21 protein-coding genes are annotated in these 20,951 nt (G+C 69.2%); 14 read left to right on the top strand and 7 right to left on the bottom strand.

Features of this window, described 5'->3' with window-relative positions:
* Nucleotides 1-49 precede the first annotated feature (49 nt).
* The 8 genes from atpE (at nucleotide 50) to AB0D18_RS22870 (ending at nucleotide 6,942) form a co-directional block, all read left to right on the top strand.
* Nucleotides 50-313, top strand: coding sequence for an ATP synthase F0 subunit C (atpE, locus tag AB0D18_RS22905; RefSeq protein ID WP_362421440.1), 264 nt, complete (start codon nucleotides 50-52; stop codon nucleotides 311-313).
* 42 nt (nucleotides 314-355) lie between these two features.
* On the top strand, nucleotides 356-901 hold the full coding sequence (locus AB0D18_RS22900; protein ID WP_362421438.1) for a F0F1 ATP synthase subunit B: 546 nt from the start codon (nucleotides 356-358) through the stop codon (nucleotides 899-901).
* Nucleotides 898-1,713 (top strand): F0F1 ATP synthase subunit delta, encoded by an 816-nt coding sequence (locus tag AB0D18_RS22895; RefSeq protein WP_362421436.1) that lies wholly within the window; start codon nucleotides 898-900, stop codon nucleotides 1,711-1,713. The genes AB0D18_RS22900 and AB0D18_RS22895 overlap by 4 nt, the downstream gene beginning before the upstream one ends.
* Before the next feature lie 145 nt (nucleotides 1,714-1,858).
* On the top strand, nucleotides 1,859-3,454 hold the full coding sequence (gene atpA, locus AB0D18_RS22890; protein ID WP_362421433.1) for a F0F1 ATP synthase subunit alpha: 1,596 nt from the start codon (nucleotides 1,859-1,861) through the stop codon (nucleotides 3,452-3,454).
* A gap of 20 nt (nucleotides 3,455-3,474) precedes the next feature.
* Nucleotides 3,475-4,392 (top strand): F0F1 ATP synthase subunit gamma, encoded by a 918-nt coding sequence (locus tag AB0D18_RS22885; protein WP_362421431.1) that lies wholly within the window; start codon nucleotides 3,475-3,477, stop codon nucleotides 4,390-4,392.
* Entirely contained in the window at nucleotides 4,392-5,834 is a 1,443-nt protein-coding gene (gene atpD, locus AB0D18_RS22880; RefSeq protein ID WP_362421428.1) for a F0F1 ATP synthase subunit beta, read from the top strand. Before AB0D18_RS22885 ends, atpD begins: the two co-directional genes overlap by 1 nt.
* A gap of 129 nt (nucleotides 5,835-5,963) precedes the next feature.
* Nucleotides 5,964-6,338, top strand: a complete 375-nt coding sequence (locus tag AB0D18_RS22875; protein WP_362421426.1) for a F0F1 ATP synthase subunit epsilon — start codon at nucleotides 5,964-5,966, stop codon at nucleotides 6,336-6,338.
* 157 nt (nucleotides 6,339-6,495) lie between these two features.
* On the top strand, nucleotides 6,496-6,942 hold the full coding sequence (locus AB0D18_RS22870; protein WP_362421423.1) for a DUF2550 domain-containing protein: 447 nt from the start codon (nucleotides 6,496-6,498) through the stop codon (nucleotides 6,940-6,942).
* 133 nt (nucleotides 6,943-7,075) lie between these two features.
* Here AB0D18_RS22870 and AB0D18_RS22865 read toward each other — a convergent pair whose 3' ends face one another.
* From AB0D18_RS22865 to AB0D18_RS22855, 3 genes are all read right to left on the bottom strand, one after another.
* Nucleotides 7,076-8,842 carry a glycoside hydrolase family 18 chitinase gene (locus tag AB0D18_RS22865; protein WP_362421421.1) on the bottom strand — a complete coding sequence of 589 codons (1,767 nt, stop codon included), beginning with the start codon at nucleotides 8,840-8,842 and terminating at the stop codon, nucleotides 7,076-7,078.
* Between the two features lie 312 nt (nucleotides 8,843-9,154).
* Nucleotides 9,155-9,859 (bottom strand): response regulator transcription factor, encoded by a 705-nt coding sequence (locus tag AB0D18_RS22860; protein WP_362421627.1) that lies wholly within the window; start codon nucleotides 9,857-9,859, stop codon nucleotides 9,155-9,157.
* 14 nt (nucleotides 9,860-9,873) lie between these two features.
* Nucleotides 9,874-11,109 carry a histidine kinase gene (locus tag AB0D18_RS22855; protein WP_362421418.1) on the bottom strand — a complete coding sequence of 412 codons (1,236 nt, stop codon included), beginning with the start codon at nucleotides 11,107-11,109 and terminating at the stop codon, nucleotides 9,874-9,876.
* 156 nt (nucleotides 11,110-11,265) lie between these two features.
* On the opposite strand from AB0D18_RS22855, the gene AB0D18_RS22850 reads away from it, so the two are divergent.
* Nucleotides 11,266-11,817: a hypothetical protein gene (locus tag AB0D18_RS22850; protein WP_362421416.1), complete on the top strand. Its 552-nt coding sequence runs from the start codon at nucleotides 11,266-11,268 to the stop codon at nucleotides 11,815-11,817.
* A gap of 168 nt (nucleotides 11,818-11,985) precedes the next feature.
* On the opposite strand, the gene AB0D18_RS22845 is transcribed toward AB0D18_RS22850, so the two are convergent.
* The 3 genes from AB0D18_RS22845 to AB0D18_RS22835 form a co-directional block, all read right to left on the bottom strand.
* The gene (locus tag AB0D18_RS22845; RefSeq protein WP_362421414.1) at nucleotides 11,986-12,558 is read right to left on the bottom strand and encodes a cob(I)yrinic acid a,c-diamide adenosyltransferase; all 573 of its coding nucleotides are present in this window, start codon (nucleotides 12,556-12,558) and stop codon (nucleotides 11,986-11,988) included.
* Nucleotides 12,559-12,580: 22 nt separating this feature from the next.
* Entirely contained in the window at nucleotides 12,581-13,336 is a 756-nt protein-coding gene (locus AB0D18_RS22840) for an ABC transporter permease (RefSeq protein ID WP_362421411.1), read from the bottom strand.
* A gap of 67 nt (nucleotides 13,337-13,403) precedes the next feature.
* Complete coding sequence (locus AB0D18_RS22835) at nucleotides 13,404-14,210, bottom strand: ATP-binding cassette domain-containing protein (RefSeq protein WP_362421408.1); 807 nt, start codon at nucleotides 14,208-14,210, stop codon at nucleotides 13,404-13,406.
* 100 nt (nucleotides 14,211-14,310) lie between these two features.
* Here AB0D18_RS22835 and AB0D18_RS22830 point away from each other — a divergent pair, with 100 nt between their 5' ends.
* The 4 genes from AB0D18_RS22830 (at nucleotide 14,311) to AB0D18_RS22815 (ending at nucleotide 19,489) form a co-directional block, all read left to right on the top strand.
* Nucleotides 14,311-14,952: a TetR/AcrR family transcriptional regulator gene (locus AB0D18_RS22830; protein ID WP_362421405.1), complete on the top strand. Its 642-nt coding sequence runs from the start codon at nucleotides 14,311-14,313 to the stop codon at nucleotides 14,950-14,952.
* 145 nt (nucleotides 14,953-15,097) lie between these two features.
* On the top strand, nucleotides 15,098-15,946 hold the full coding sequence (locus tag AB0D18_RS22825) for a 3-hydroxyacyl-CoA dehydrogenase family protein (protein WP_362421403.1): 849 nt from the start codon (nucleotides 15,098-15,100) through the stop codon (nucleotides 15,944-15,946).
* Nucleotides 15,947-16,156: 210 nt separating this feature from the next.
* Nucleotides 16,157-16,480 carry an STAS domain-containing protein gene (locus tag AB0D18_RS22820; RefSeq protein ID WP_362421400.1) on the top strand — a complete coding sequence of 108 codons (324 nt, stop codon included), beginning with the start codon at nucleotides 16,157-16,159 and terminating at the stop codon, nucleotides 16,478-16,480.
* A gap of 339 nt (nucleotides 16,481-16,819) precedes the next feature.
* Nucleotides 16,820-19,489, top strand: a complete 2,670-nt coding sequence (locus AB0D18_RS22815; RefSeq protein ID WP_362421397.1) for an ATP-binding protein — start codon at nucleotides 16,820-16,822, stop codon at nucleotides 19,487-19,489.
* A 118-nt stretch (nucleotides 19,490-19,607) separates the two neighbouring features.
* Here AB0D18_RS22815 and nucS read toward each other — a convergent pair whose 3' ends face one another.
* The gene (nucS, locus tag AB0D18_RS22810) at nucleotides 19,608-20,279 is read right to left on the bottom strand and encodes an endonuclease NucS (RefSeq protein WP_362421396.1); all 672 of its coding nucleotides are present in this window, start codon (nucleotides 20,277-20,279) and stop codon (nucleotides 19,608-19,610) included.
* A 246-nt stretch (nucleotides 20,280-20,525) separates the two neighbouring features.
* Between nucS and AB0D18_RS22805 the strand changes: the two genes are divergently transcribed.
* Nucleotides 20,526-20,918, top strand: a complete 393-nt coding sequence (locus tag AB0D18_RS22805; protein ID WP_362421393.1) for an SCO5389 family protein — start codon at nucleotides 20,526-20,528, stop codon at nucleotides 20,916-20,918.
* Nucleotides 20,919-20,951: the final 33 nt, after the last annotated feature.

The following is a 20,951-nucleotide window of genomic DNA, read 5'->3' as shown; positions in this document are numbered from 1 at the left end:
GTCCGGTGGCCAACCCCCATCGGTCCGTGAAAGAGAAGGAAGTAACGGCATGTCCGCTGCTCTCGAACTGATCAACCTCGCCGCTGACGGTTCCGCGAAGACGAACGTCGTCGGCAACGTCGCCTCCATCGGCTACGGCCTCGCCGCGATCGGCCCCGGCGTCGGCGTCGGCATCATCTTCGGTAACGGCACCCAGGCCCTCGCGCGTCAGCCCGAGGCCGCCGGCCTGATCCGCACCAACCAGATCATGGGCTTCGCCTTCTGTGAGGCTCTCGCCCTCATCGGCATCGTCATGGGCTTCGTCTACCAGTAAGCCCGGACCGACAGCCAACTACCTTTCACGGAAGGCACTGATGTGAACGCTCTGTTCCTTGCGGCGGCTGAGGAGCCTCAGAATCCTCTGGTCCCGCATCTCGACGAGCTGGTCATCGGTCTGATCGCCTTCGTCATCGTCTTCGGCTTCCTCGCCAAGAAGCTCCTCCCGAACATCAACAAGGTTCTGGAAGAGCGCCGCGAGGCCATCGAAGGCGGTATCGAGAAGGCCGATGAGGCCCGGATCGAAGCCGAGAGCGTCCTGGAGCAGTACAAGGCTCAGCTCGCCGAGGCCCGCCACGAGGCCGCGCGCCTGCGCCAGGAGGCGCTGGAGCAGGGCACTGCGCTCAAGGAAGACCTGCGCGCAGAGGGCCAGCGGCAGCGTGAGGAAATCATCGCTGCCGGTCACGCCCAGATCGAGGCCGACCGCAAGCAGGCTGCCCTGACGCTGCGTCAGGACGTCGGCAAGCTCGCCACCGACCTGGCCGGCAAGCTCGTCGGCGAGTCCCTTGAGGACTCCGCCCGCCAGGGCCGCACCATCGACCGTTTCCTCAACGAACTTGAGGAGAAGGCCGAGGCGGCCCGATGAACGGCGCGAGCCGCGAGGCACTGGGCAACGCCCGGGACAGCCTCGACGCGCTGACGGACACCAGCTCCGTCGACGCGACGAAGCTGGCCGGCGACCTGTCCGCCGTCACCGCGCTGCTCCACCGTGAGGTCTCGCTGCGCAGGGTCCTGACCGACCCGTCGCAGCCGGGTGAGGCCAAGGCCGAACTGGCCGGACGGCTGCTCACCGGTCAGGTGGACGGCCCCGCCGTCGACCTGGTCAAGGGCATGGTCCGGTCCCGCTGGTCGCAGTCCCGCGACCTGGTCGACACGCTGGAGGAGCTGGCGAACACCGCCGACTTCACCGCCGCGCAGCAGGCCGGGACGCTCGACAACGTCGAGGACGAACTGTTCCGCTTCGGCCGGATCGTTTCGTCCAACACGGGTCTGCGCTCCGCGCTCACCGACAAGTCGGCCTCCGCCGCCGCCAAGAGCGAGCTGCTCCGCAGCCTGCTCGGGGGCAAGGCCGAGCCGGTCACCGAGCGTCTGGTCGTACGCCTTGTGACGCAGCCCCGTGGACGTAGCCTGGAATCGGGACTCGACTCCCTCTCCAAGCTCGCCGCGGAGCGCCGCAGCCGGATGGTCGCGGAGGTCACCTCGGCGGTGCCGCTGACCGACCGGCAGAAGCAGCGCCTCGGCGCGGCCCTGGCGAAGATCTACGGCCGCGAGATGCACCTGAACCTCGACGTGGACCCCGCGGTCCTCGGCGGGATCCAGGTCCGCGTCGGCGACGAGTTCATCGACGGGACCATCTCGGAGCGCCTCGACGAGGCGACCCGCCGCATGGCCGGCTGACGCCAGCACACCGTAGAAGCAACGCAGTAAAACGCACGCAGCACCACGCATTGCCAGCGGCCCGGTTGGGCCGCAGAGGATTCCTGGGGGCCGACCCCAGACCCCTAGAAAACTTCGGGCCCAACAAGGAGAGCAGGGAACCCAGATGGCGGAGCTCACGATCCGGCCGGAGGAGATCCGGGACGCACTGGAGAACTTCGTCCAGTCGTACCAGCCGGACGCGGCCTCTCGCGAGGAGGTCGGAACTGTCAGCGTTGCCGGCGACGGCATCGCGAAGATCGAGGGACTTCCCTCGGCCATGGCGAACGAGCTGCTGAAGTTCGAGGACGGAACGCTCGGTCTCGCGCTCAACCTCGAAGAGCGCGAAATCGGCGCTGTCGTCCTCGGCGAGTTCAGCGGAATCGAGGAGGGCCAGCCGGTGCAGCGCACCGGTGAGGTGCTCTCCGTCGGCGTCGGCGAGGGCTACCTCGGCCGCGTTGTCGACCCGCTCGGCAACCCGATCGACGGCCTCGGCGAGATCGAGACCGAAGGCCGCCGCGCCCTGGAGCTCCAGGCTCCGGGCGTCATGGTCCGCAAGTCCGTGCACGAGCCGATGCAGACCGGCTACAAGGCGATCGACGCGATGGTCCCGGTCGGCCGCGGTCAGCGTCAGCTGATCATCGGCGACCGCCAGACCGGCAAGACCGCGCTGGCCGTCGACACGATCATCAACCAGCGTGACAACTGGCGCTCGGGCGACGTGAACAAGCAGGTGCGCTGCATCTACGTCGCCATCGGTCAGAAGGGCTCCACCATCGCCTCCGTGCGTGGTGCGCTCCAGGAGGCCGGCGCGCTCGAGTACACGACGATCGTCGCCGCCCCCGCGTCCGACCCGGCCGGCTTCAAGTACCTGGCGCCGTACACCGGTTCGGCCATCGGCCAGCACTGGATGTACGCCGGCAAGCACGTCCTGATCATCTTCGACGACCTGTCGAAGCAGGCCGACGCCTACCGCGCCGTGTCGCTGCTGCTGCGCCGTCCGCCGGGCCGCGAGGCCTACCCGGGCGACGTCTTCTACTTGCACTCGCGTCTCCTTGAGCGTTGCGCGAAGCTGTCGGACGACATGGGCGCCGGTTCGATGACGGGTCTGCCGATCGTCGAGACCAAGGCGAACGACGTGTCGGCGTTCATTCCGACCAACGTCATCTCCATCACCGACGGCCAGTGCTTCCTGGAGTCCGACCTGTTCAACGCGGGCCAGCGCCCGGCGCTGAACGTCGGTATCTCGGTCTCCCGCGTCGGTGGCTCCGCCCAGCACAAGGCCATGAAGCAGGTTTCCGGCCGACTGCGTCTGGACCTCGCCCAGTACCGTGAGCTGGAGGCGTTCGCCGCCTTCGGTTCCGACCTGGACGCGGCCTCCAAGTCGTCGCTGGAGCGCGGCAAGCGCCTGGTCGAGCTGCTGAAGCAGGGCCAGTACCAGCCGATGCCGGTCGAGGAGCAGGTCGTCTCCGTCTGGGCCGGCACCACCGGCAAGATGGACGAGGTCCCGGTCGAGGACATCCGTCGCTTCGAGAACGAGCTGCTGGACTACCTGCGCCGCGAGCGCAAGGAGCTCCTCACCTCGATCGCCGACGGCGGCAAGATGAACGACGACACGCTGCAGTCCATCGCCGACGCGATCACCACGTTCAAGGGACGGTTCGAGACCTCGGACGGCAAGTCCCTGGGCGAGGACGCACCGGCCGTCAACGTCTCCAAGTGACGACGGAAGGGACCTGACTCATGGGAGCGCAGCTCCGGGTCTACAAGCGTCGCATCCGATCCGTCACCGCGACCAAGAAGATCACCAAGGCGATGGAGATGATCGCCGCGGCCCGCATCGTCAAGGCTCAGCGCCAGGTGGCGGCTTCCATGCCGTACGCCGGTGAACTGAACCGCGCGGTGACGGCCGTGGCGACCGGATCCAACACCAAGCACCCGCTGACGACCGAGGTCGAGGCCCCGACCCGGGCCGCGATCCTGCTCATCACGAGCGACCGCGGCCTGGCCGGCGGTTACTCCTCCAACGCCCTCAAGGCGGCGGAGAAGCTCACCGAGCGGCTGCGCGGCGAGGGCAAGGAGGTCGACACGTACATCGTCGGCCGCAAGGGTGTCGCCTACTACGGGTTCCGCGAGCGCAAGGTCGTGGATTCGTGGACGGGCTTCACCGACAGCCCCACCTACGCGGACGCCAAGCGTGTTGCCGGCCCGATCATCGAGGCCGTCACCACGGAGACGGCCGAGGGCGGCGTCGACGAACTGCACATCGTCTTCACGGAATTCGTGTCGATGATGACGCAGAACCCGGTCGAGAACCGGATGCTGCCGCTCAGCCTCGACAAGGTGCAGAAGGAGGAGGGCACGAAGGACGAGATCCTTCCGCTCTTCGACTTCGAGCCCTCGGCGGAGGACGTCCTGGACGCCCTGCTGCCGCGATACGTCGAAAGCCGTATCTACAACGCACTGCTTCAGTCCGCCGCCTCCGAGCACGCCGCCCGTCGTCGTGCGATGAAGTCGGCGACCGACAACGCCGGGGATCTCATCAAGAGCCTCTCCCGGCTTGCCAACGCGGCCCGCCAGGCCGAAATCACCCAGGAAATCAGCGAGATCGTCGGTGGCTCCAGCGCCCTCGCCGACGCGAACGCGGGGAGTGACAAGTAATGACGACCACTGTGGAGACGGCCGCCGCCACGGGCCGTGTTGCCCGTGTCATCGGCCCTGTCGTCGACGTGGAGTTCCCCGTCGACGCCATGCCGGAGATCTACAACGCCCTCAAGGTCCAGGTCGCAGACCCGGCCGAGGACGGCAAGCTCAAGACGCTGACCCTGGAAGTCGCCCTGCACCTGGGTGACGGCCTGGTCCGCGCGATCTCGATGCAGCCGACCGACGGTCTGGTCCGCCAGGCTCCGGTCGTCGACACCGGCGAGGGCATCACCGTCCCCGTCGGCGAGATCACCAAGGGCAAGGTGTTCAACACCCTCGGCGAGATCCTGAACAAGCCGGAGGCCAACGCCGAGGTGACCGAGCGGTGGCCCATCCACCGCAAGGCCCCGTCGTTCGACCAGCTCGAGTCGAAGACCGAGATGTTCGAGACCGGCGTCAAGGTCATCGACCTTCTCACCCCGTACGTCAAGGGTGGAAAGATCGGTCTGTTCGGTGGTGCCGGTGTCGGCAAGACCGTGCTGATCCAGGAAATGATCTACCGTGTGGCCAACAACCACGACGGTGTGTCGGTGTTCGCCGGTGTCGGTGAGCGCACCCGTGAGGGCAACGACCTCATCGAGGAAATGGCCGAGTCCGGCGTCATCGACAAGACGGCGCTTGTGTTCGGTCAGATGGACGAGCCGCCGGGCACGCGTCTTCGCGTCGCGCTCTCGGGTCTGACCATGGCGGAGTACTTCCGCGATGTGCAGAAGCAGGACGTGCTCTTCTTCATCGACAACATCTTCCGCTACACGCAGGCGGGTTCCGAGGTCTCCACGCTCCTCGGCCGCATGCCGTCCGCGGTGGGTTACCAGCCGAACCTGGCCGACGAGATGGGTCTCCTCCAGGAGCGCATCACGTCGACCCGTGGTCACTCGATCACCTCGATGCAGGCGATCTACGTCCCCGCGGACGACCTGACCGACCCGGCGCCGGCCACCACCTTCGCCCACCTGGACGCGACGACCGTTCTGTCGCGCCCGATCTCGGAGAAGGGCATCTACCCCGCGGTGGACCCGCTCGACTCCACGTCGCGCATCCTGGACCCCCGCTACATCGCGGCGGACCACTACGCGACGGCGATGCGCGTCAAGGGGATCCTGCAGAAGTACAAGGACCTCCAGGACATCATCGCGATCCTCGGTATCGACGAGCTGGGCGAAGAGGACAAGCTCGTTGTCCACCGTGCCCGTCGCGTCGAGCGCTTCCTGTCGCAGAACACCCACGTCGCCAAGCAGTTCACCGGCGTGGACGGTTCGGACGTACCGCTGGAAGAGTCGATCCGCGCGTTCAACGCGATCTGCGACGGCGACTACGACCACTTCCCCGAGCAGGCGTTCTTCCTGTGCGGTGGCATTGAGGACCTCAAGGCCAACGCCAAGGAGCTCGGCGTCAGCTGACGCCGCCAGCCCCGAGTAGTGCCGTACGTGTGAGAGGGGCGGGCCAGCCCCGCCCCTCTTCCGTACACCCCCTAGACTTTGACCCAACACCCGGCAGCCACTGCCGGGTGGTGACCCGAGGAGCCACCCTTGGCTGCTGAGCTGCACGTCGAGCTGGTCGCTGCGGACCGTAACGTCTGGTCCGGCGAGGCCACCCTGGTCGTCGCGCGCACCACGTCCGGCGACATCGGCGTCATGCCCGGTCACCAGCCGCTTCTGGGTGTGCTGGAATCGGGCCCGGTGACCATCCGTACGAGTGAGGGCGGCACTGTCGTCGCCGCCGTGCACGGCGGTTTCATCTCGTTCGCCGACAACAAGCTGTCTCTGCTCGCGGAGATCGCCGAGCTGGCCGACGAGATCGACCAGGCTCGTGCGGAGCGGGCGCTGGAGCGCGCGAAGGAGGCCGCCGACGCGGTCGCCGAGCGTCGCGCCGACGTCCGTCTGCGTGCGGTGGCGGGGCACTGAGTCCCGCCTCACTACGCGTGAATTAACCTCAGCCGCGGCTCGTACTGGATACTTCCAGGACGGGTCGCGGCTGAGGCGATGCGGACGCTTTTTGTTGATGCTGCGTGGTTCTGGTTTTTTCCCGGCGGTAATGGATGAGGCGAGGAGGTCGTAGGAGATGATCCTCGCTCTGCTTGTGTGCGGCTCTGTCGTCCTGCTGGTGCTGGTGGGACTCTTCGTCTTCGGGCTGCGCAGGAGACTGATCCAGCGCTCCGGCGGCACCTTCGACTGTTCGCTGCGCTGGGACACCACCGAGGAGCTGGACACGTCCGGCAAGGGGTGGGTGTACGGCGTGGCCCGCTACAGCGGCGACCGGATCGCCTGGTTCCGGGTCTTCTCGTACTCGCCGAAGCCGCGCCGCGTCCTGGAGCGCTCGGCCATCGAGGTCGTCACGCGCCGCCCTCCCGAGGGCGAGGAGGAGCTGGCGCTGCTGTCCGACGCGCACATCCTCGGCTGTCTCCACCGCGGTACGCGGCTGGAGCTGGCGATGACCGAGGACGCGCTGACCGGCTTCCTCGCCTGGCTGGAGGCGGCGCCGCCCGGCCAGCGGGTGAACGTGGCATAGCGCGGTACTCACTGACGAGGTACAGCTCGCCGGGGACGCCGATCGGCAGACGTGCGAAAGCCGGAGGAGACGGGGGCGGACTCGTCTCCTCCGGCTTTTCCCATGGGGGGCCGGTGGGGTTACAGCCTCAGGGCTACTTCAGACCGCTGTCGATCGCCGAGACGAGCTCGCCGTTGGTCGTGTCGCCGCTGAACTCCCAGAAGAAGGCGCCTCCCAGGCCCTGCGACTTCGACCAGGCCATCTTGGAGTTGATCGTCGCCGGGGTGTCGTAGCTCCACCAGTTGGTGCCGCAGTGGGCGTAGGCGGTGCCGGCGATCGTGCCGTTCGAGGGACAGCTGCTCTTGAGGACCTTGTAGTCCTCGATGCCCTGCTCGTACGTTCCCGCCGCGGGGCCGGTCGCGGTGCCCCCCGGCTCCTTCTGGGTGACGCCGGTCCAGCCGCGGCCGTAGAAGCCGATGCCGAGCAGCAGCTTCTTGGCGGGGACGCCCTTGGCCTTCAGCTTGGCGATGGCCTCGGAGGAGCTGAAGCCCTGCTTCGGGATGCCGGTGTAGGGGGTGAGCGGCGAGTGCGGGGCGGTCGGGCCCTTCGCGTCCCAGGCGCCGAAGAAGTCGTACGTCATCACGTTGTACCAGTCGAAGGACTTGGCGGCGCTCGCGTAGTCCGTCAGGTCGATCTTGCCGCCGTCCGAGCCGTCGGCGGTGATGGCGGCGGTGACCAGGTTGTTCGCACCGAACTTGGTGCGGAGCGCGGAGGACAGGTTGCCCAGTGCGGCGGGACCGCTGGTGTCGCAGGTCAGGCCGCAGGCGTTCGGGTACTCCCAGTCGATGTCGATGCCGTCGAAGACGTCCGCCCAGCGGGGGTCCTCGACCAGCTTGTAGCAGGAGTCGGCGAACGCGGCCGGGTTCTTGGCCGCCTCACCGAAGCCGCCGGACCAGGTCCAGCCGCCGAAGGACCAGATCACCTTGATGTTCGGGTACTTGGCCTTGAGCTTGCGGAGCTGGTTGAAGCTGCCGCGCAGGGGCTGGTCCCAGGTGTCGGCGACGCCGTCCACGGCCTGGTCGGCGGTGTACGCCTTGTCGTAGTCGGCGAAGGCGTCACCGATGGTGCACTTACCGCCCTGGACGTTGCCGAAGGCGTAGTTGATGTGGGTGATCTTGGCGGCCGAGCCGGACGTCACCAGGTTCTTGACGTGGTAATTGCGGCCGTAGACACCCCAGTTGGCGAAGTAGCCCAGCTTGACCTGGTCGCCGGGGCCCGGCCCCGGGTCGGTGCCGCCGCCAGTGGTCTTGACCGCGACGGACGCGCTCGCGGGACCGGTCTGGTCGGCGGTGTCGCGGGCCTGGATCGCGTACGAGTAACTGGTGCCCTTGGTGAGGGAGTTGTCGGTGTACGTGAGGCCGGTGACGGTGGCGACCTTGGTGCCGTCGCGCAGGACGTCGTAGTTCTTGATGCCCTTGTCGTCGGTGGCCGCGGTCCAGGTCAGCTTGGCCGAGGTGTCGGTGATGCCGCTGGCCACCGGGGTGCCGGGGGCCGAGGGGGCGGCGTCGCCGGGCTGGGTGTCACCGTCGCAGGAGAGGCCGTTGAGCTTGCAGCCCGACGGGTTGCCGGCGCCGGTGCCGTTGAAGCCGAAGGTGACGGAGGCGCCCGGGGTCAGGGTGCCGTTCCAGGAGAGGTTCTTGGCGGTGACGTGGTTGCCTGCGGTGGTGAGCGCGGCGTCCCAGGCGGAGCCCGCCTTGGTGCCGGTGGGGAAGTCCCACTCCACGGTCCACGAGCTCATGGTGGTGGTGCCGGTGTTCTTGACGGTCCACGAGCCTTCGAAGCCCGTGCCCCAGTCCGACTTCTTCGTGTACGTCGCGGTCGCGGCGGGGGCCGCCTGGGCGGGGGAGGCCAGGCCGACCATCGCGGCGAGGGGAAGGGCGAGAGCGGTCAGTCCGGCTGCGAATCGTTTTCTCAGCCGCGAGGATCTGTGGGGATGCTGGGGAATTGCAGTACTCAAGGGGTGCTCCCAAGAAGGTCCGACATGACGGGGGTGGGACCTGCGCCGCCTGGTGAGCACGCCCCTGAGGGGGAGGCAATGCATGGCGTGCTCACCACTGCAGTGCGGTGAGCGTGCCAAGGTCTGGACCAATCGTCAAGAGGTCTGGACCAGAGAGGGGGAGAGTGGGGGAGAGTGGGGAATTCGCCCGTTCGGATCCGATTGGATGCCCTACGTTCAGACGCCCAACTCCTGCGCCAACACCGCCGCTTGGACCCTGCTGCGCAGCCCGAGCTTGCCCAGGAGACGGCTCACATGCGTCTTGACGGTGGCCTCCGCCATGTCGAGCCGGACCGCGATCTCCGCATTGGAGAGCCCCTCGCCGAGCCGGGTCAGCACCTCGCGCTCGCGCCGGGTCAGCGGGTCAAGGACCGACAGGTCGGGTGCGTTCTCGCTGCGTGCGGTCGAGGGCGCGGCGAACTCGGCGATCAGCCGGCGGGTCACGGCCGGTGAGATCAGCCCCTCGCCGCGGGCCACGGTCCGTACCGCCTCCAGCAGGTCCTTGGCCTCGGTGTTCTTGAGGAGGAAGCCGGAGGCGCCCGCGCGCAGGGCCCCGAAGACGTACTCGTCGAGGTCGAAGGTAGTCAGTACGAGGACGTCGGCGAGCTGCTCGGCGACGACCTGCTTCGTCGCCGACACCCCGTCGAGCCTCGGCATCTGGATGTCCATGAGTACGAGGTCGGGGCGCAGCTCGCGGGTGAGACGGACCGCCTCCTCGCCGTCCGATGCCTCGCCGACGACCTCGATGTCGGGGGCGCTGCCCAGGATGAGGACCAGACCGGCCCGTACGGCCGATTGGTCCTCGGCGACCAGGACGCGGACGGGGGCGGGGGCGCGGGCGGGGGCGCTCCCCGTGCTCGTGCTCGTCTGCAGGTGGCTCATGTGGCTCATGTGGCTCATGTGGGGAGCTCCTCGCTCTCGTTCTCGGCGGGCAGCAGGGCCCGTACCTGCCAGATCTTGGTGCCGTCGTCGAGGGCGGCCGGGCCCGCCTCCAACTCGCCGTCCAGCAGGGTGACCCGCTCCTGCATGCCCACCAGCCCTGCCCCCGAGCCGGGTGCGCGCGGCCCTGGGCGCTCGCCGCCGAACGGGCTGGTCACCGACACCGTCAGGGTCCTGTCCGCGTACGCGAGGGAGACGGCGACCGGGCCCGGGGACGCGTGCTTGAGCGCATTGGTCAGCGACTCCTGCACGATCCGGTACGCGGCCAGCTCGACCGGTGTCGGCAGCCCGAGCCCTGCCGGGCGGGCGTCGTCGAGTACGAAGGTCAGCCCGCTGTCGGCGCCGAAGGTACGGGACTGGGCGAGCAGCGCTTCGAGGCCGTCGAGGGTGGGGGCCGCGGTGGGCCTGCCGTCGCCGTCGCCCGCCCGCAACAGGCCGATCAGACGGCGCATTTCGGCCAGGCCCTGGACGCTGTTCTCGCGAATGACGGCCAGCGCGCGGGAGGAGGTCTCGGGGGTGTCGATGGAGAGTGCGGCGGTGGAATGGATGGCGATCGCCGAGAGGTGGTTGGCCACCATGTCGTGCAACTCCCTTGCCATCCGCGCCCGTTCGGCGACCACCGCCTGCGCACGGTCCATCTCGGCGAGCAGTGCGGTCTGTTCGGCGCGCAGCCGGGCGGCGACGGCGGCCTCGCGGTGGTTGCGCAGGATGGAACCGGTGAGCGCGGGCGCGAAACTGATCAGGCCCGTGACCATGCCGACCAGCAGGGCCTCCGGATCGCGGGACCAGGCCAGGAAGCCGATGGTGACCGCCAGGGTGACCATCCCGGTGGTGATCGGGATCCGGCGGGCCGCCTGTGGAGTGCCGTAGACCACGGCCGCGTACACGAGGTCCGCGAACATGATGATCGTGGCGATGTTGCCCCAGGTGAACTGGTCGGCGATCACTCCGAGGGTGCCGACAGCGAGGGCGAACTGGGGGGCGGTCCTGCGCAGCAGCTCCATGGCGGCCAGGACGCAGAGGGGGACGAGGGTCACCCAGCCGGGGAGGAGATGGCGGTTGCCCTGGCTGTACAGCCCGAGGAACCAGAGCACCAGCCCACCGAGCAGGCTGCCCACCGAGAGGAGCACGTCGTCCCGGTGCGGCTGGAAGAGCGGGTGGTGGAGGGAGCGGGGGAGCGGGAGGCGGGGCACGTACTCCATCCAACACGGCCCGCGGCCGGGCGTCCTCCGCGCGCGGGCGGAAACCGCACTGCATCCTTCGGTGTAGTGCGGCTTCGCTCTTGGCGACGATGCTCGGGGGAGGGGGGTGAGTGACGATGGGGGTGTGTTTACGGGAGGAGTCGCGTCGTGATCGTCGCACTGGTCATTGCTTGTGAAGTCGGTTTCTGGGTGCTGCTGTTGGCGGGCCTCTCGCTGCGCTACCTGGCGAAGATGCCCCGGCTCGGAGTGGCGCTGCTGCTGTGCGAGCCGCTGCTGGAGGTCGTACTCCTCGTGGTCACCGCGATCGACCTGAAGAACGGGGCGGTACCGGACTGGAAGCACGGGCTCGCGGCGGTCTACATCGGGTTCACGGTGGCGCTGGGGCACCGGACGATCAAGTGGCTCGACGTACGGTTCGCGCACCGGTTCGCGGGTGGGCCGCCGCCGGTGAAGCCGCCGAAGTACGGGATGGCGCGGGCAGTGTACGAGTGGAAGACGGCGGCGCGGTGGATCCTGGCGTGTGCGATCGCGGCGGGGCTGCTGCAGGGGGCGGCGTGGTACGTGGGGGACGCGGGGGACGTGTCGTCCCTGCGGGACTGGCAGTTCAAGGTGGCGTTCGTGGTCGGGATCAATGTGGTGATTGCGGGGAGCTATACGGTGTTTCCGAAGAGGGGGCCGGGGGTGGCGGTGGAGCGGTGAGGGGAGCGGTCGATCGCGGAGGGGGCGTGCTCTGCGTGGGGGCCGCCCCCTTGCCCACCCTTCCCCAAGCTCTCGGCTTCGCTCGAGCAGGGGAGACCCCACTGCCCCCGGGGGGCGGCCCCGCTGCCCAAGGGGGCTAAGGAGAACGACCACCGCCCCCCAGCAGGCTTACCTTTCGCCGCCCGGGACCCAGAGGACGTCGCCCACCGATTTGTTTGCTGTTCGGGCCAGGATGAAGAGGAGGTCGGACAGGCGGTTCAGGTAGGTGGCGGTCAGCGGGTTCATCGACTCGCCGTGGACCTCGAAGGCCGCCCACGTGGAGCGTTCCGCCCGTCGTACGACCGTGCATGCCTGGTGGAGGAGTGCCGCCCCCGGCGTCCCCGCGGGCAGGATGAAGGAGCGGAGCTTCTCCAGCTCCTCCAGGTAGGCGTCGCAGTCCGCCTCCAGCTTGTCGATGTACGACTGCTCCACCCGCAGCGGCGGGTACTTCGGGTCCTGGACGACCGGCGTGGAAAGGTCCGCACCCACGTCGAAGAGGTCGTTCTGGATGCGGGTGAGGACTGTGACCACGCCCTCGTCCAGGTTGCCGAGGGCGATCGCCGTGCCGATCACCGCGTTCGCCTCGTTGGCGTCCGCGTACGCCGAGATCCGCAGATCGGTCTTGGCAGTGCGGCTCATGTCGCCGAGCGCCGTGGTGCCCTTGTCGCCGGTACGGGTGTAGATGCGCGTCAGATTGACCATGCCCAGAGCGTAGCCATAGCCATTACGCCCCGGCCCGCCGGAAGACCCGCGTACCCGCCGCTACCGCCAGCAACGTGAACGCGACCGCCACCAGCACCCCGTACAGCATCGTGCTGCTCGCGTACTCGCCGACGTACGCCGCCCGCACCGCGTCCACCAGGTACCGGAACGGCATGAAGTGGGAGAGGACGTTCAGCCAGGTGGGCGCCAGCGCCATCGGCAGCATCAGGCCGGAGAGCAGGATCGCCGGCATCGAGACGGCGTTGACGACCGGGCCGAACCCCTGCGGCGTGGAGACCTTCATCGCCAGGGTGTACGAGAGCGCCGCCAGCGCGATCGTCAGTACGCCGACGAAGGCGAAGCCGATCAGGATGCCGGCGACCGGCGCGCGCAGTCCCATTGCGAGGGCCGCGGCCACCAGCAGGACGGCCTGGAAGACGAAGAGGACCGCGTCCCGCAGCACCCGCCCCAGGAGCAGCGCGAGACGGCTGGCGGGAGTGACCCGCATCCGGTCCACCACCCCCGTCCCCTTGTCGAGGATGAGCGCGAAACCGGCGAATGAGGCGCCGAACAAGCCGAGTTGGAGCAGCAGGCCGGGGACCAGTACCTGCCAGGAGTCGCCCTTGGAGCCGAGCGGAAGGCCGGTCAGCAGCGGGCCGAAGAAGAGCAGGTAGAGCAGCGGCATCAGGACGCCGAAGAAGATCTGGAACTTCGAGCGCAGGGTCTGCCGGACGTACCGGCCGAAGATCAGCGAGGTGTCGGAGAGCAGGGAGGACAAGGAGGACAGGGGAGACAGGGGGGACAGGGGGGACGGTGAAGACAGAGCAGGCATGACGGTGGGGCTCCTAGACCGCTACGGGGGTGGTGTCCTTCGGCGCCGGCGCGGCGCGTCCGGTGATGGCCAGGAAGGTGTCCTGGAGCGTGGCGTCGGCCGAGCCGCCGTGGCGCAGCTTGAGCGCGCCCGGGGTGTCGTCCGCGACGATCGTGCCCTTGTCGATGATCACCAGCCGGTCGGAGAGCGCGTCGGCCTCGTCGAGGTAGTGGGTGGTGAGCAGGACCGTCGTGCCGTACGTGTCGCGCAGCCGGCGGATCAGTTTCCACAGGTCGTCGCGGCTTCCCGGGTCCAGTCCTGTGGTGGGTTCGTCGAGGAAGAGGACCTCGGGGCGGTGCGCGAGGCCCATCGCGATGTCGAGCCGCCGCCGCTGGCCGCCGGAGAGCGCGCTGCAGTTGCGGTCCATGAAGTCGGTGAGGTCCAGCTCGTGCGCCAGCTCCTCCGCGCGCGCCGCTGCCAGGGGCTTGCTGAGGCGGTAGAGGCGGCCCTGCGTGACCAGTTCCTCGCGTACCGGGATGTGCGGGTCGACGCCGCCCGACTGGGCCACGTATCCGATCTTGCGCCGTACGCCCGTGGGGTCGGCCAGCAGGTCGCAGCCCGCGACGGTGGCGGTGCCGCCGGTCGGGGCGAGGAGCGTGGTGAGCATGCGGAGGGTGGTGGTCTTGCCCGCGCCGTTGGGGCCGAGGAAGCCGAGGATCTCGCCGGGGCGGACGGTCAGGTCGATGCCGCGGACCGCTTCGACGGGGCCCGCCTTGGTCTGGAAGGTACGGGCGAGGCCGGAGGTGCTGACGATCGCCTGAGGGGCTTCGTTCGCTGTCATGACCCTAGAAAAACAGAGTCCCTCTATTTTTGCAATCGCCCCAACTTTTAAGTCTTGCCAAGTCTTCAGCGGGACCAAGAACGCTGCGTACGATGACGGCATGGCTGAGGGACTGAGAGAGCGCAAGAAGCGGCAGACCAGGCAGTACATCTCCGACGTGGCCACCGGGCTGTTCCTGGCGAAGGGATTCGACGCGGTGACGATCGCCGAGATCGCCGCGGCCAGCGACGTCTCCGTCAACACCGTCTACAACTACTTCCCGGCGAAGGAGGACCTCTTCTTCGACCGCAGCGCGGGCGTCGTCGACCTCCTCGCCCGGCACGTCAGAGGGCGCGACAAGGGCGAGTCCGCCGCCCTCGCCGTCCTGCGCGAACTGCGCGCCGACGTGGAGGCCGTCTCGCCGCGGGTCGGCCTGATGGAGGGTTACGACAGCTTCATGAAGGTCGTGCACGGCGCGCACACCCTGCGCTCCCGCCTCTGGTACATCCAGCAGGAATCGCTGGAGAACCTGGAGAAGGCGCTGCGCGAGGAGACCGGCGCCGGCCCCGGGGACGACCTGCCGGAACTGGTCGCCGGTCAGATCGTCTGGGTGCACTCCACTCTCATGGCGTGGATCGGCCGCGAGATGGTCAAGGGGCGGGCGCCGGCCGAAGTGTCCAGGGGCGCTCTGGTCCTGCTCGACGAGGCCGAGGGACTGTTGAGCGAGAAGGTGCTCAACTACGCGGTCCGCGACGCCGGGTGACGCACGCCACCACGTATCAGTGTGATGTCCGTCATCTGAGACGTGACGCGCATCTCTTCGCCGCCCCAGCGGCCTCATCCGGCGATAACCTCCGCCACAGGACAACGCATACGCGACAGCACGCAGTAGTCAAAGGGAGTGCGCAGTGGCCAGGAAGCTTGCCGTCATCGGGGCCGGTCTCATGGGATCGGGCATCGCCCAGGTCTCGGCGCAGGCGGGCTGGGACGTGGTCCTGCGCGACGTCACGGACGCGGCGCTGACGCGCGGTACCGAGGGCATCAAGGCCAGTTACGACAAGTTCGTGGCCAAGGGGAAGCTGTCGGCCGAGGACGCGGAGGCCGCGCTCGGACGGATCACGACCACGACCGACCTGGACGCCGTCGCCGACGTGGACATCGTCGTCGAGGCCGTCTTCGAGAAGCTGGAGATCAAGCACGAGATCTTCCGCACGCTCGACAAGCTCGTGCGCGAGGACGCCATCCTCGCGTCGAACACCTCCGCCATCCCGATCACGAAGATCGCGGCCGTGACGGAGCGTCCGGAGCGGGTCGTCGGCGCGCACTTCTTCTCGCCGGTCCCGATGATGCAGCTCTGCGAGCTCGTACGCGGCTACAAGACGAGCGACGAAACCCTCGCCACCACGCGGGAGTTCGCCGAATCCGTCGGCAAGACCTGCATCGTCGTCAACCGCGACGTCGCCGGCTTCGTGACGACCCGTCTCATCTCGGCGCTCGTCGTCGAGGCGGCCAAGCTGTACGAGTCGGGCGTGGCCAGCGCCGAAGACATCGACATCGCCTGCAAGCTGGGCTTCGGCCACGCCATGGGACCGCTCGCCACCGCCGATCTGACCGGCGTCGACATCCTGCTGCACGCCACCAGCAACATCTACACCGAGTCCCAGGACGAGAAGTTCGCACCGCCGGAGCTGATGCGGCGCATGGTCGACGCCGGGGACATCGGCCGCAAGAGCGGACAGGGCTTCTACAAGCACTGAGCCGTTCTGCAAGCACTGAGTCGTTCTAGGAGCGCTGAGCCGTTCTACGGGACCGAGGCCTGCCGGGCACCGCGCTCACCCCTACGGGTGAATTCGGTATCGATTCGCTTACAGACGGCAACTTCTCTGCCCCTGCGGCAGTCAGTTGATGGAAAGAAATAAGAGACGAAGACGTCTGACGTCACGGACAAGCACTCTCGGGGAGCGCACATGCACATCAGGGGCGATCACGTCGAGCTGGTCGTCGGGGGCCGCCTCGACGTCCGCAGCGCGGCGGACGCCCGTACGGTCCTGCACTCCGCCGTCGACGACGGCGCAGGGGACCTGGTGCTCAACCTGACCGAGCTGGACTCGTGGGACGCCACCGGACTCGGCGTCATCATGGGCGCGCACCGGCGGGCCGGGCGGTGCGGGCGCCGGCTGGTGCTGCGCGGCGTACCGCCGCAGATGCAGCGGCTGCTGGTGGCGACCCGGCTGCACCGGATCCTGGCGATCGAGGGCGGGCTCGCGGCGGACTCGCTGCCGCGGGTCTGAATCGAGGCGGGTTTGACCGCCCGTCCGGCGCGTCCCGCGAAAGGGCCACGCCCGGGTCCCGCAAGGGTCGCGGCGGAATGGGCCACGCCCGGGTCCCACAAGGGCCGCAGCGGGTCGCCGGGGGGCGGCAATCCTCACACGACTGTGACGTCCCGGACCGTCCAGGACCCCCGACGCTCGTAGATAATGTGCGAAGGTCTAGGGTTCGGTCGCCTGCCGCTTGACGAGCCCACGCAATGGATGCACCCACGTCGGCGGGCACCGGACCAGAAGCGACAGCGAGCGTGTGAAAGGCCGGGAGGGGCAGTCAGCACGCAACGCATCTGGGGGGCTTTGACCATGGACCCGATAAACCGGGGACCTGTTGAGTACGGCCAGGACAACATCCGCAACCACGAAGAGCGGGATCAGCCGGGAGCCGCGCGCGAGCGCGACCCGATGACCCGCGACCTGGGACAGGGTTTCGGTGAGCACAGCGCGACACCGTCGCTCGCCCGCACCGTCCAGTTCACTTCCGGCGACTTCCTGCTGACCGTCAATCCGGTCGACGGAAGCGAGATCGAACCCTGCCCGCCCGGCGAGCGCCCCGAGGCGCCCGTCCGGCACCCGGCGGCCGACCGCGCCGAGCTGGCGCGCGCCGCCAGGCCGCCGGTGCCGCCGGGCCCCGCCGCGCCCGAACTGCCGCTCCTGGAGCGGCAGGAGGAGTGCGAGCGGCTGGTGGGGCTGCTGTCGCGCGGTCGTTCCGTACGGCTGGTGGGAGCCGCCGGATCGGGGCGCAGCGCACTGCTCGACGCCGTCGCCGCAGACTGTGCGGACCTCGCACCCGACGGCGTCGTACGGCTCTCGGGCTACCGGCGCACCACGTCGGAGCTGCTGCAGGACCTGTTCGCGGCCGTCTTCCGGGCGCCGCTGCACCGGCCGGACCGGGACGAACTGCTGCGCCACGTCCACGAGATCGGCGCCGTCGTCGTCCTGGACGACCTGGAGTTCGGCGGGGCGGTCCTCGAAGAGCTGCTCGCTGCGACGCCCGAGTGCGCGTTCCTGCTCGCCACGACGCCCGACGTCGCGGCCGCCTCACCGGAGTCGCACATCGAGGAGGTGCTGCTCGGCGGGCTCGGGCGGGGCTCTTCGCTGGAGCTCCTGGAGCGGGCCGTGAGCCGGCCGCTCACCGACGAGGAGGCGAACTGGGCGGGGGACCTCTGGTTCGAGTCGGAGGGCCTGGCGCTGCGCTTCGTGCAGGCCGGGGCGCTGCTGCGGCAGCGCGACATCCTGCGCGCCGACCCGGGCGCCTTCGACGAGTACGGGTACTTCACCGAGGCCCCGCTCGACGCGCCCTTCGACGCCGCCGACGGGCACGACGTACCGCTGCCCACCCTCGCGGAGGGGATCGCTCCGGTCGCGCCGCTGGCCGCCAGGCTCAGCGAGTCCGCGCGGGCCACGCTGCGGTTCGCGCTGGCGCTCGGCGGCGAGGTGCCGCACCAGGCACACCTGCCGGCACTGGTCGGCGACACCCACGCGGACGCCGCGCTGGGCGAGCTCCTCGCGTGCGGGCTGCTCTCGCCCTCCGGCATGCGCTACCGGCTGGCCGCCGGGGTCGCCGTACAGCTGGAGAACGCGGGATACGGCGAGGACGCGGCCGGGCAGGCGCTGAACGCCGCCCAGCACTACGCCTGGTGGGCCGGGCACCCCTCGGTGACGCCCGAGCGGATCTCCGCCGAGTCGGACGCCGTGCTCGCGGCCCTCGCGGCGCTGGTTCCGGGCACGGAGGCGGGGCACCCGAGTGCCGCCGTGCTCCTGGCCCGTACCGCCGCACCCGCCTTCGCGGCGGGGATGCAGTGGGGCGCCTGGGAGCGGTCGCTGCGGACGGGCGCCGAGGCGTCCCGGATCGCCGGCGAGGTGGCCGAAGAGGCGTACTTCCACCACGAGTTGGGGATTCTCGCGCTCTGTGCGGGCCAACTCGACCGTGCGCGTGCGGAGTTGGAGACCTCGATAGGGCTGCGCGGTGCGCTCGCCGACCGGCGCGGCACCGTCGCCGCCCGGCGGGCCCTCGCGCTCGTCAGGGACCGCAGCGGTACGGGTCCTGTGGGTCCCGGGCCGGTGGGGCCGCCCGTCGTGGCAGCCGTGCCCGCGGGCGGCGGGGCCTACTCGCGCTCGCCGTTCGACACCCCGTACAACCCCTTCGAGTCGGACCGTCCTTCGGCGGGCGAGGAGATGCCCGCCGCGCGGTACGAGGAGTCGGCCTCGCCGCCCGCCGGGGTGCCAGCCCCGCCCGTACTGGGCGAACTCCCGGACTCCGAAGGCCCGTTGGTGATCGGCCGCAGCCCTTCGGCCGCCGGTGGCGGTCCGCCGGCGCGCCGCTCGATGCTCAGCGGCGCCCGGCGCAACCTGGTCGCGGCCGGTGCGGGCGCACTGCTCGTCGCCGTCCTGGGCACGGTGGTGACCCTCGGGGCGACAGGCAACCCGGAAGGACCCGCCGACAACGTCGTCCCCGGCCAGTCCGCCAACGAGGACGCGGGCAAGGGCGGAATCGACGCCGACAAGGCCGAAGGTTCCGAGGGCAACGGCTCCGGCGGTGCGTCCAGCGACGACGGCCCGGGTGACCCCGGTGTCCCCGCCGCCGACTCCACCAGCCGCGGCAAGGACAACGGGGCCACGAACCCGGCCCCGAGCGGCACCGCGGGCAAGCCGACGGACCCGCCGACCAAGCCGACCGGTCCGCCGACCAAGCCGACGGACCCGCCGACGAAGCCCACGGACCCGCCGACCAAGCCGACGGACCCGCCCACCAAGCCGACCGATCCGCCGACGAAGCCGACCGATCCGCCCACCAAGCCGACGGACCCGCCGACGACGCCGAAGCCGGACCCGCCGACGTCTCCCGACAAGCCGCCGACGTCCCCGGACAAGCCGCCGACCTCGCCGGACAAGCCCACGGCGACCTCGGACAAGCCCCCGGCCACCTCGCCGGGGAACACGGTCAGCGCGCCGGGGCCGAGCGGCACGGCCTAGAGCGGAGCCGCAGGGCCGCGTACGTACCGAACACGACTGTGGCGGCCCACCTGATCCCTCAGGCGGGCCGCCACAGTCGTGTTCCGGAGCCGTGTTCCGGAGCCGTGCTCCGGGCGGGCTAGAAGAGCCGCAGCTTGTCGTCCTCGATGCCGCGCATCGCGTTGTAGTCCAGGACCACGCAGCGGATGCCACGGTCGGTGGCCAGCACGCGGGCCTGCGGCTTGATCTCCTGGGCGGCGAAGACACCGGTCACCGGCGCCAAGTGCGGGTCGCGGTTGAGGAGTTCGAGGTAGCGGGTGAGCTGCTCGACGCCGTCGATGTCACCGCGCCGCTTCAGCTCGACGGCCACCGTCGCACCGTCCGCGTTGCGGCACAGGATGTCGACCGGGCCGATCGCCGTCATGTACTCGCGGCGGATCAGCGTGTAGCCCTCGCCGAGGGTCTCGATGCGGTCGGCGAGCAGTTCCTGAAGGTGTGCTTCCACGCCGTCCTTGATGAGACCGGGGTCGATGCCCAGCTCGTACGACGAATCGTGGAGGACTTCCTCCATCGTGATGATCAGTTTCTCGCCCGCTTTGTTGATCACGGTCCAGACACCGGCGTCGTCACCGGTGCCCTCCTTGAGGGTGCAGGGCGGGGACATCCAGTTGAGCGGCTTGTACGCCCTGTCGTCCGCGTGAATGGAGACGCTGCCGTCCGCCTTCACCAGGATCAGACGGGGGGCGGAGGGGAGATGGGCGGTGAGCCGGCCCGCGTAGTCCACGGAGCAGCGGGCGATGACGAGACGCATGGGGAGCAACGCTACTCGACGACAAGGGGTGGACGCGATTCGCCCTGTAAGGCACCCGTACGCCACCCTTCGCAGGCTTCACCAAACCTGCTTGCAATGGCTGGTTGTGTGTGCAATCCCCTGTCGCGGCACCGATGGCGCGCTTACCGTGGATGCAGGAGGTCGCCGTTCGTGCACGCTGCGTTGCGGCTCTCCTGTCCTGCCCGGAAGACCCCGCCCGGGTGCGGGGTCGCGAGAGGAGAACCCATGTCGCTCGACGTCTCACCGGCTCTGTTGGAACAGGCCGAGCGAGGCGAGGTCAACGAAGCCGACTTCGTCGACTGCGTCCGGACCTCCCTGCCCTTCGCATGGGAGATGATCAGCTCGTTGGTGGCCCAGCTGAAGGTCGACGGCGGACAGTTCGCCGACAACCAGACGCCGCCGCCCACCGAGCAAGCCCGTGGCCAGTTGCTGCGGGCCCTGGCGAGTGACGCCATCCGTGGTTCGTTGGAGCGTCACTTCGGAGTACGACTCGCATTCCAGAACTGCCACCGCGTGGCGGTTTTCCCGCTGGACTCCTCGGTCGACGAGCGGCTCGCCCGCTTCACGTCGGTCCGCGGCCAGCTGCTCAACCAGTCGCCGGAACTGCGGGACTGCTGACGTCTGAAGCTGTCGCTCCCGTGTCGCGGGAGG

Origin of the sequence: Streptomyces sp. NPDC048442 (genome assembly GCF_040651475.1) — a bacterium.
Classification (GTDB): Bacteria; Actinomycetota; Actinomycetes; order Streptomycetales; family Streptomycetaceae; genus Streptomyces.
Note: the sequence above shows the minus strand (reverse complement) of the source record. Positions and strands in the feature narration are given on the sequence as shown.